Origin of the sequence: Acidovorax sp., assembly GCF_046339755.1 — a bacterium.
Classification (GTDB): Bacteria; Pseudomonadota; Gammaproteobacteria; order Burkholderiales; family Burkholderiaceae_C; genus Acidovorax.
In genome coordinates this window covers 1-7,460 of sequence record NZ_JBKDTZ010000228.1, presented here as the reverse complement: position 1 = coordinate 7,460, position 7,460 = coordinate 1, and the positions used below count along the sequence as shown (strand labels likewise).

At 69.1% G+C, this 7,460-nt stretch carries 11 protein-coding genes; 10 read left to right on the top strand and 1 reads right to left on the bottom strand.

The features are described 5' to 3' along the window. The first annotated feature begins 18 nt into the window (after positions 1–18). The 8 genes from ACK59X_RS19110 (at position 19) to ACK59X_RS19075 (ending at position 5,039) form a co-directional block, all read left to right on the top strand. The gene (locus tag ACK59X_RS19110) at positions 19–105 is read left to right on the top strand and encodes a LysR family transcriptional regulator (RefSeq protein WP_409959775.1); all 87 of its coding nucleotides are present in this window, start codon (positions 19–21) and stop codon (positions 103–105) included. Positions 106–150: 45 nt separating this feature from the next. Beyond that, positions 151–378: a hypothetical protein gene (locus ACK59X_RS19105; RefSeq protein WP_409959773.1), complete on the top strand. Its 228-nt coding sequence runs from the start codon at positions 151–153 to the stop codon at positions 376–378. Continuing rightward, on the top strand, positions 375–842 hold the full coding sequence (locus tag ACK59X_RS19100; protein ID WP_409959771.1) for a LysR substrate-binding domain-containing protein: 468 nt from the start codon (positions 375–377) through the stop codon (positions 840–842). The genes ACK59X_RS19105 and ACK59X_RS19100 overlap by 4 nt, the downstream gene beginning before the upstream one ends. Then, positions 839–1,135 (top strand): antibiotic biosynthesis monooxygenase family protein, encoded by a 297-nt coding sequence (locus ACK59X_RS19095; RefSeq protein WP_409959769.1) that lies wholly within the window; start codon positions 839–841, stop codon positions 1,133–1,135. The genes ACK59X_RS19100 and ACK59X_RS19095 overlap by 4 nt, the downstream gene beginning before the upstream one ends. 219 nt (positions 1,136–1,354) lie before the next feature. Beyond that, positions 1,355–2,314 carry a chemotaxis protein gene (locus ACK59X_RS19090; RefSeq protein WP_409959767.1) on the top strand — a complete coding sequence of 320 codons (960 nt, stop codon included), beginning with the start codon at positions 1,355–1,357 and terminating at the stop codon, positions 2,312–2,314. Positions 2,315–2,578: 264 nt separating this feature from the next. Next, complete coding sequence (locus tag ACK59X_RS19085; protein ID WP_409959765.1) at positions 2,579–3,094, top strand: hypothetical protein; 516 nt, start codon at positions 2,579–2,581, stop codon at positions 3,092–3,094. A gap of 45 nt (positions 3,095–3,139) precedes the next feature. Continuing rightward, entirely contained in the window at positions 3,140–3,883 is a 744-nt protein-coding gene (locus ACK59X_RS19080) for a DUF4124 domain-containing protein (protein ID WP_409959763.1), read from the top strand. 190 nt (positions 3,884–4,073) lie between these two features. Next, complete coding sequence (locus tag ACK59X_RS19075) at positions 4,074–5,039, top strand: hypothetical protein (RefSeq protein ID WP_409959761.1); 966 nt, start codon at positions 4,074–4,076, stop codon at positions 5,037–5,039. 10 nt (positions 5,040–5,049) lie between these two features. Here ACK59X_RS19075 and ACK59X_RS19070 read toward each other — a convergent pair whose 3' ends face one another. Continuing rightward, entirely contained in the window at positions 5,050–6,000 is a 951-nt protein-coding gene (locus ACK59X_RS19070; RefSeq protein ID WP_409959759.1) for an SDR family oxidoreductase, read from the bottom strand. A 44-nt stretch (positions 6,001–6,044) separates the two neighbouring features. Here ACK59X_RS19070 and ACK59X_RS19065 point away from each other — a divergent pair, with 44 nt between their 5' ends. Further along, positions 6,045–7,106, top strand: coding sequence for a CDP-6-deoxy-delta-3,4-glucoseen reductase (locus tag ACK59X_RS19065; protein WP_409959757.1), 1,062 nt, complete (start codon positions 6,045–6,047; stop codon positions 7,104–7,106). Between the two features lie 91 nt (positions 7,107–7,197). After that, positions 7,198–7,458 carry a hypothetical protein gene (locus ACK59X_RS19060; RefSeq protein WP_409959755.1) on the top strand — a complete coding sequence of 87 codons (261 nt, stop codon included), beginning with the start codon at positions 7,198–7,200 and terminating at the stop codon, positions 7,456–7,458. Positions 7,459–7,460 lie beyond the last annotated feature (2 nt).

The following is a 7,460-nucleotide window of genomic DNA, read 5'->3' as shown; positions in this document are numbered from 1 at the left end:
GCGCAGCCGTCCATCGGCATGGCGATCAAGGGGCTGGAAGATGCGCTTGATGCCCTGCTGTTCGGGCGCAGCCGCAATGGCTTGGCGCCCACGCCCGAGGGCTAACGCCTGTACCCGCGTGCCTGCAGCCTGCTGGCCGAGGCGAGCGCCATGGTGCGCGACTTCCGCGAGGCGCCGCGCGAGACTCTGCGTGTCTTCCTGCAGGACACCCTGCTCTTGGGCCCGGCCGCACCGCTGCTGGCGCAGCTGGAGCAGCACCTGCCCCAGGCCCTGGTCCGGCTGACCGCCAGCGCCGAGGACTCCTGTTTGGGCCTGGTGGCGGAGCACTGCAAGGCGCAGGGCGACACTTTTTCCCGCTGTGGCGCGAGCCCTGTGTGACGCTGGTGCCCGGCGGCCACCCGCTGCACTTCAAAAAGCGTTTTGGGGTGGCCGATCTTGCGGGCCTGCCGCTGATCGAGTGGCCGCACTGCCCGCTGCACCAGTCCTTCATCCACCTGCTGGCGAAGCACGGCATTGCGCTCACGGTACGCGCCAGCGCCGAGCGCGAGGAACTGCTGCTGCACCTGGTGGACGCCGGCATCGGCCTGGCGGAGGCGCCGCAGTCGCATGCCGCCCACGCGCGCCATGCGCCGGCGCGGCCGCTGGACGGTGCACTGGCCTTCGACCGGCACAGGGGCCTGGCCTGCGATGCCTTCGACGCGCCCATGCTGGCGCTGCTGGGGGTGGTCGCCGCAGGGGCCGCGGCACCGGCTCCCCTGCCGAGTGCAGCCCAGGAAACCTGTGCGCCGGGCGCCGGGGCTGGTACAACCGGGGCTGCACCACCCCCGCAGGCCCTCCCATGATCCTGGAAATCGCCCAACTCACCATCCGCCCCGGCCAGAGCGCCGCCTTCGAGCAGGCCTTTGTCCAGGCCCAGCGCATCATTGCCTCGATGCCGGGCTACCAGTCGCACGAATTGCAGCGCTGCATCGAGAAACCTGATGACTATGTGCTGCTGGTGCGCTGGGACACGCTGGAGGACCACGAAGTGGGCTTTCGCCAGTCCGCGCAGTACCAGGAGTGGAAGGCGCTGCTGCACCATTTCTATGACCCTTTTCCCACCGTGCTGCACTATGGTCCTGTCACGGGCGTGTAGCAAAATGGCTGGGCACGAACTGCCTCCCGCGCGCTGCCCGGGCCTATTTGTAACAACCATGCCCGGCTGGCATGGGGCATGCATCGGCAGTGTCTCGGCGCCGCGACGCTTGAGGCCGGGCAGGCCCCATTCGGGTACGCCCTGACAATTTAACGTGCTGCGCACACCGTTCTGATCCTAGAATTTGTAAACGCGCGTATCAGCGCAAAGGACATTTCCATGAAAGCAGTGCAGCAGGACATCGACGAGCGGACCAACCTCACCAGCACCAACAAGTTCGAGCTGCTGCTGTTCCGCCTGGGGACGGACAACGCCCTGGGCAAGTCCGAACTCTTCGGCATCAACGTGTTCAAGATCCGCGAGATCGTGGCCATGCCCAGCATCACGCCCATCGCAGGCACCACGGCCCACTCGCTGGGCGTGGTCAACCTGCGCGGCCAGGTGATCCCGGTGCTGGACCTGCCCTCCATCGTCGGCTGCAAGCCGCAGACGGGGCTGAACATCATGCTGGTGACGGAGTACGCGCGCACCACCCAGGCCTTTGCCGTGGAGTCGGTGGAAGACATAGTGCGCCTGGACTGGAAGCAGGTGCTATCGGCCGAGACCAGCGGCGCCAAGGGCAAGCTGGTGACCAGCATTGCCCGCCTGGACGGCAACACCGACGAATCGCGCCTGGCCCAGGTGCTGGACGTGGAAGCCATCCTTCAGATGGTCTCGCCCTCGGACGGCCATGAGGTCACCGAGGAGAAGGTGGGCGCCAAGCTCAAGCTCAAGCCCGGCAGCATCATCCTGGCGGCCGATGATTCCTTCGTGGCCCGCTCGCTGATCGAGCAGGAACTCAAGGCGCTGAATGCGCCGTTCGAGATGGTCAAGTCGGGCAAGGAAGCCTGGGACCGCCTGAACGCCATCGCCAAGAGCGCCGAGGCAGAGGGCAAGACCATCCTGGATCGCGTCGCCATGGTGCTGACCGACCTGGAAATGCCCGAGATGGACGGCTTCACGCTGACCCGCAACATCAAGCAGGATGCGCGCTTCCACGGTCTGCCGGTGGTCATCCACTCCTCGCTGTCGGGCTCGGCCAATGAAGACCATGTGCGCAGCGTGGGCGCCGATGGCTACGTCGCCAAGTTCGTGGCCGAAGACCTGGCGGAGACCATCCGCCGCGTGCTGCCCAAGTAAGCCCTGCTGCACGGCTGGTTGCAGCGCAACCAGCCTTTGGGCGTGAACGATTTCACGTGCCTACCCGCGCATGGGCATTTGGCCTACCCTCAGGGGCTATGCCTGCGCGCCCGTCTGCGGCAAACTGGTGGCCGGTCAACCAAATAGGGCCCTCAAACGTCAAGGTTAGCAGTGGCCTGGAGATGTAACACCCTCGGGATGTTGTTTTCCTGGCCTTTACCTGCAACGCGGAACGCGCCTTGTGCGCCGGGAGTCTGATTCCACATGACAAATACCTTAGCCCGCGTTCTCTCCGCCACGGTCCTGGGCGCCGTGCTGACTGGCTGTGCCACGGTACCGGGCGACCCGTACTACGCACCAGCCCCCACCTACTACCCGCCGAGCACGTCGACCATCATCTACGACGCGCCGCCGGTCTACCACTCGCCGCCACCAGCGGTGTACGTGGCGCCGCCGCCGGTGTACTACAACAACCGCCGCGATGACCGCGATTGGGCGCGCGAGCGCGAACGTGAACGCGCGCAACAGCAGTGGCGCGATCAGGCCGAGCGCGAACGCCGCGACCGGGAGCGTGACCGCGACCGCGACAACGCCCGCCGTGACCAGGAGCGCCGCAACCAGGCCCAGGCCGAGCAGGCACGCCGCGACCAGATCGAGCGCGACCGCCGTGCCGCCGCCGACCGTGCGCGCCCACAGGACCGCCCGGGCCGCAATCCGGCGCCTGGCGATTGGCGCAGCCGCATACAGCAGCAGGAGCCCGGCGCAGGCGCCGGGCCATGATGCCTTGAGGCACCTGCCGCTGTCCGTTTGGTCCTGTCTGCCGCGATGCGCCCCGCAGCCCTGTTGCTGACGTGTTGTGCTGCCTTTGCAGCACTGCCTGTCCTTGGGCAGGTCACGCGCTGTACCGATGCGCGCACCGGCAAGGTGACCTATACCGATGGGATCTGCGGCAGCGGCGAAGCGGCCCGGGAGGTGGAAGCCCGCCGCACGCCCGAAGAGATACTGCAGGACCGGCAACTGTCTGCCGAGGCGCTGGAGCGCAAGCAGCAGCGCCTGCAGGCCGAGAACGAGGCGGCCCAGGCCGAGGCCCGTCGCGCAGCCGACCGCAACCGGGAACGCGCCACCAACGCTCCGCTGCCGCAGGACTACGCGCGCTCGCCCGAATGCGCGCGCTCACGCCGCAACTACGACCTGGTGGCCAGCGAGGGGCCCCGCTCTACGCAGGAGCAGAGCCAGCGCCTGGAGGCCGCCCAGCGGCAGATGGACCTCGACTGCCTGGGCCCCCAAGGCTATGCCGATCTGGAGCGCGCCCGCGCCGCCCAGCCGCGCGTGGTGGTGGTGCCGCCGCGCTACGGCATCGGCTATCCGGCACCCTATCCGCCGCCTGCGGTGTTCCCGCAGCCTTTCCCCACCACGCCCCAGCAGCCGCCACCACGGCTCACGCAGTGCTCGGATTACCGGTGCACGGACAACCAGGGCAACACCTATCCGCGCAACGGCCCGGGGCGCTTCCCTGGCCAGGGCGGCGTGTGCCGCTCCAACGGCACTGGCGGCCAAGCGCCCTGCTGAGCGACGGAAAACACTCCGCAGACCCGTTCGCGCACCGCCCTCCGCCTGCGTGCTCGGCAGGGGACGGGAACCTGCCTTTCTACTGGCATCGTCTCCCCCAAAATGCCACATCCACGGCGTCAACCACCACTGCCTTCCGCGCGTCAATAGCGGGCACCGCCACGGTTTCGGCGGTTGCCCTAGGAGCTCCATGACCCCTTTGCCCGTGCGCCTGGCGTTGTTGTCACTGTTCGGCGTGGCGTTGACCGCCTGCGGTCCGAGCAGGACCTATCCGACCCACCCACTTGGCCTGCAGCACGTCAACTTGGCCACCTACCCCTCGCCAGTGCCGCCAGCGCCTGCCCCAGCGGCTGCAGCGACCCCGCCCAGCGCCACGGCAGTGCCTGGGCAGAATGCAGCGGTGGCCGCCCCCTTGCCGCCTTCCACACCGCCCGCAAGCGCACTGCGGCCATCGGGCCTGCCAGGCCTGCAGCACGTGGACCTGGCCAGCTACCCATCGCCCATTCCCCCCGGATCCGCAGCGGCGGGCAAGACCTCCAAGGCCGCAGCACCATCCAGGGCAGCGACCCCGCCGCCCGCGACCGTGCAACCCCACCCGGGCAGCACGCCGCCTGCGATCGCACGCCCCAACTATGCGGAGGCCATGGACCGCATGCGCCGCATCGAGGAAGAGGCGCGGCGCGACAGCGAATGGCGCCTGGAGGCCATGGCACGCGAGCGGGAGCGTGACCGCCAGGAAAGCGAGCGCCAGCGCGAACAGGACCGCCGGGAGCAGGAGTACCGCGAGGCGGCCCTGCGCGAGCAGATGGAACGCGACCGCCGCTACCACCAGGAACGCGAGCACGAGCGTGAGCGCGAACGGGACCGGGAACGGCAGCGGGAACGCGAGCGCGAGCGTGAGGAAGCCCGCCGGGACCAGGAACGGCGCGACCATGCGCGCCAGCGCGAGCAGGCGCAACGGGAACAGGCCCAGCGCGAGCAGGCCGACCGCGAGCGCCGCGATCGTGAACGTGACAACGCCCGGCGCGAGCAGGAGAGGCGCGAGCAAGAGCGCCGCGATCAGGTGGCGCGCGACCTGCGCAACAACACCAGCAACCCCGCCCCCACGGACTGGCGCGCCCGCATCCACAAGTACGAGCCGGGCATGGGGCCTTGAGCCTTGGGGCTCAGGCGGCCTTCAGTCCGTCAGCCACGCTGGGGTAGCGCAGGCGCAGGCCCAACTCGCGCAGCATGCGCCGGTTGTCCAGCCGGCGCGACTCGCTCATGAAGCTCAGCAGCACCACGGGCAGTTCGGTCTGCGCCGTGCTGCGCGGCAGGCGCGGCGGGCGCGGCAGGCCATAGAGGTCGGCCGCCAGGTCGAAGTAGTCACCCATCCTCAGTTCGCTGTCGTCGCTCACGTTGTAGATGCGCTGGGGGCGCCCCTTCCACAGCGCGCGCAGGCAGGCCCGGGCCAGGTCGTCGGCATGGATGTGGTTGGTGTAGACATCGTCCTCGGCCACCAGCACCGGTGTGCCCCGGCGCAGCCGCGCTTCGGGCGTGCCGCCCTCTCGGTCGGGCGCGTAGATGCCGGGGATGCGCAGGATGCTGGCGCGCACGCCGGCCCTCCCCAGGTGGCGCACGGCGCGCTCGGCGTTCACGCGGCGCTGGGCGCGTGGGGTGGCAGGGGCCGGGGCGCGCGTCTCGGGCACCAGGGCCCCCTGGCAGTCGCCATACACGCCGCTGGTGGATGCGTACACCAGCGAAACCGGCTGGCTGCGCAGGCGCAGCGAGCGCTCCAGCGCCACGGTGCGCGGGTCGCGCCACCAGGCTTGGCCACCGGCGCCCTCGCCGGGCGGCGGGGCCAGGTGCATCACCCGCGTCGCCACGCCCGACAGGCGCCGCAGCGTGGCACCATCGTCCAGGTGGCCCACCAGGGGCGTGATGCCGCGCTCGCGCAGGCCCTGCACGCGTGCGGGGCTGGAGGTGAGCGCCAACACGCGCAGCCGCGGGGCCGCCGTGCCGCCCGCCTGCAGCTGGCGCACCACGCGCTGGCCGACATCACCGCAGCCCACGATCAGCAGGCGTTCACGGCGAAAGCGCGCCGGCAGGGCGCCGAGGGGGTTTTGGTTTGAGGGCAAAATCGGGTCCGCGAAAGAAGATACGTCCCAAGGATACCCACAACATGACCAGCGCCGCGGCGGCCCCCACGTCCACGTTCCAGATTTCCGTACAGCCCAGCGGCCGCGCCTTTGCCGCCCCGGGCGATGAATCCATCCTGTTGGCCGCCATCCGCAGCGGCGTGGGCCTGCCCTATGGCTGCAAGGATGGCGCCTGCGGCTCCTGCAAGTGCAAGAAGCTCAGCGGTGCGGTGTTCCACGCCAACCACCAGTCCAAGGCCCTCACGGCCGACGAGGAGGCCGCGGGCTACGTGCTGACCTGCTGCGCCAAGCCCCTATCCGACGTGGTGCTTGAATCGCGCCAGGTCACCGACGAAAGCGCCTACCCGGTCAAGAAGATGCCGGTGCGCGTATCCACCCTCGCCAAGAAGTCGCACGACGTGATGCAGGTGCGCCTGCAGCTGCCCGCGGCCGACACCTTCCGCTACCACGCGGGGCAGTACATCGAGTTCATCCTGCGCGACGGTGCGCGCCGCGCGTACTCGATGGCCAATGCGCCGCACACCCAGGGCGATGCGCCGGGGATCGAACTGCACATCCGCCACATGGCGGGCGGGCGCTTCACCGACCATGTGTTCGGCGCGATGAAGGAAAAGGAGATCCTGCGCGTGGAAGGCCCGTTCGGCAGCTTCTTCCTGCGCGAGGATTCGGACAAGCCCATCGTGCTGCTGGCCTCGGGCACCGGTTTTGCGCCCACCAAGGCGCTGATCGAGCACATCCAGTTCAAGGGCATCACACGCCCGGTGGTGCTCTACTGGGGCGGCCGCCGCCCCGGCGACCTGTACATGGCCGACTGGGTGCAGGAGCGTGTGGCCGAAATGCCCAACCTGAGCTATGTGCCCGTGGTCTCCGACGCCCTGCCCGAAGACGGCTGGAACGGCCGCACGGGCTTCGTGCACCAGGCCGTGATGGACGATTTTGCCGACCTCTCGGGCCACCAGGTGTATGCCTGCGGTGCCCCCATCGTGGTCGAATCGGCGCGCGACGCCTACAGTGCGCACCGGGGACTGCCGCCCGAGGAGTTCTTTGCCGATGCGTTCACCTCCGAGGCGGACAAGCACGGCTGACGGAAGACGACGTTTCAGGAGATGGGGGTATTTCCCGATGCCTGCACATCTTTTCTGTAGTGGCCGCTCCATTTTTTGCACAATGGCACCCATGAACCGCAGAAACCTCACCACCCTCCTCGCCGGCGCCGCCCTCGTGGCCGCTGCCCTTCCCCATGCCGCGATGGCGCAGGACTCGGGCCAGCCGATCCGCCTGATCGTGCCCTACGCACCGGGCGGCCCGATCGACGTCACGGCACGCGCACTGGCCGAGCCCGTGGCCAACACGCCCGCGCCGTTCGACATCTTCAACGCGGCCGACCGCGCCAGCTACCTCCGAGGCGACTCTCACGCCATCGCGCCAGACGACTGACC

Bases quoted from the DNA above. Each gene is read 5' to 3' on its own strand.
- ACK59X_RS19110 (WP_409959775.1), top strand. From the start codon at position 19: ATGGCGATCAAGGGGCTGGAAGATGCGCTTGATGCCCTGCTGTTCGGG.
- ACK59X_RS19105 (WP_409959773.1), top strand. From the start codon at position 151: ATGGTGCGCGACTTCCGCGAGGCGCCGCGCGAGACTCTGCGTGTCTTC.
- ACK59X_RS19095 (WP_409959769.1), top strand. From the start codon at position 839: ATGATCCTGGAAATCGCCCAACTCACCATCCGCCCCGGCCAGAGCGCC.
- ACK59X_RS19090 (WP_409959767.1), top strand. From the start codon at position 1,355: ATGAAAGCAGTGCAGCAGGACATCGACGAGCGGACCAACCTCACCAGC.
- ACK59X_RS19085 (WP_409959765.1), top strand. From the start codon at position 2,579: ATGACAAATACCTTAGCCCGCGTTCTCTCCGCCACGGTCCTGGGCGCC.
- ACK59X_RS19080 (WP_409959763.1), top strand. From the start codon at position 3,140: ATGCGCCCCGCAGCCCTGTTGCTGACGTGTTGTGCTGCCTTTGCAGCA.
- ACK59X_RS19075 (WP_409959761.1), top strand. From the start codon at position 4,074: ATGACCCCTTTGCCCGTGCGCCTGGCGTTGTTGTCACTGTTCGGCGTG.
- ACK59X_RS19065 (WP_409959757.1), top strand. From the start codon at position 6,045: ATGACCAGCGCCGCGGCGGCCCCCACGTCCACGTTCCAGATTTCCGTA.
- ACK59X_RS19060 (WP_409959755.1), top strand. From the start codon at position 7,198: ATGAACCGCAGAAACCTCACCACCCTCCTCGCCGGCGCCGCCCTCGTG.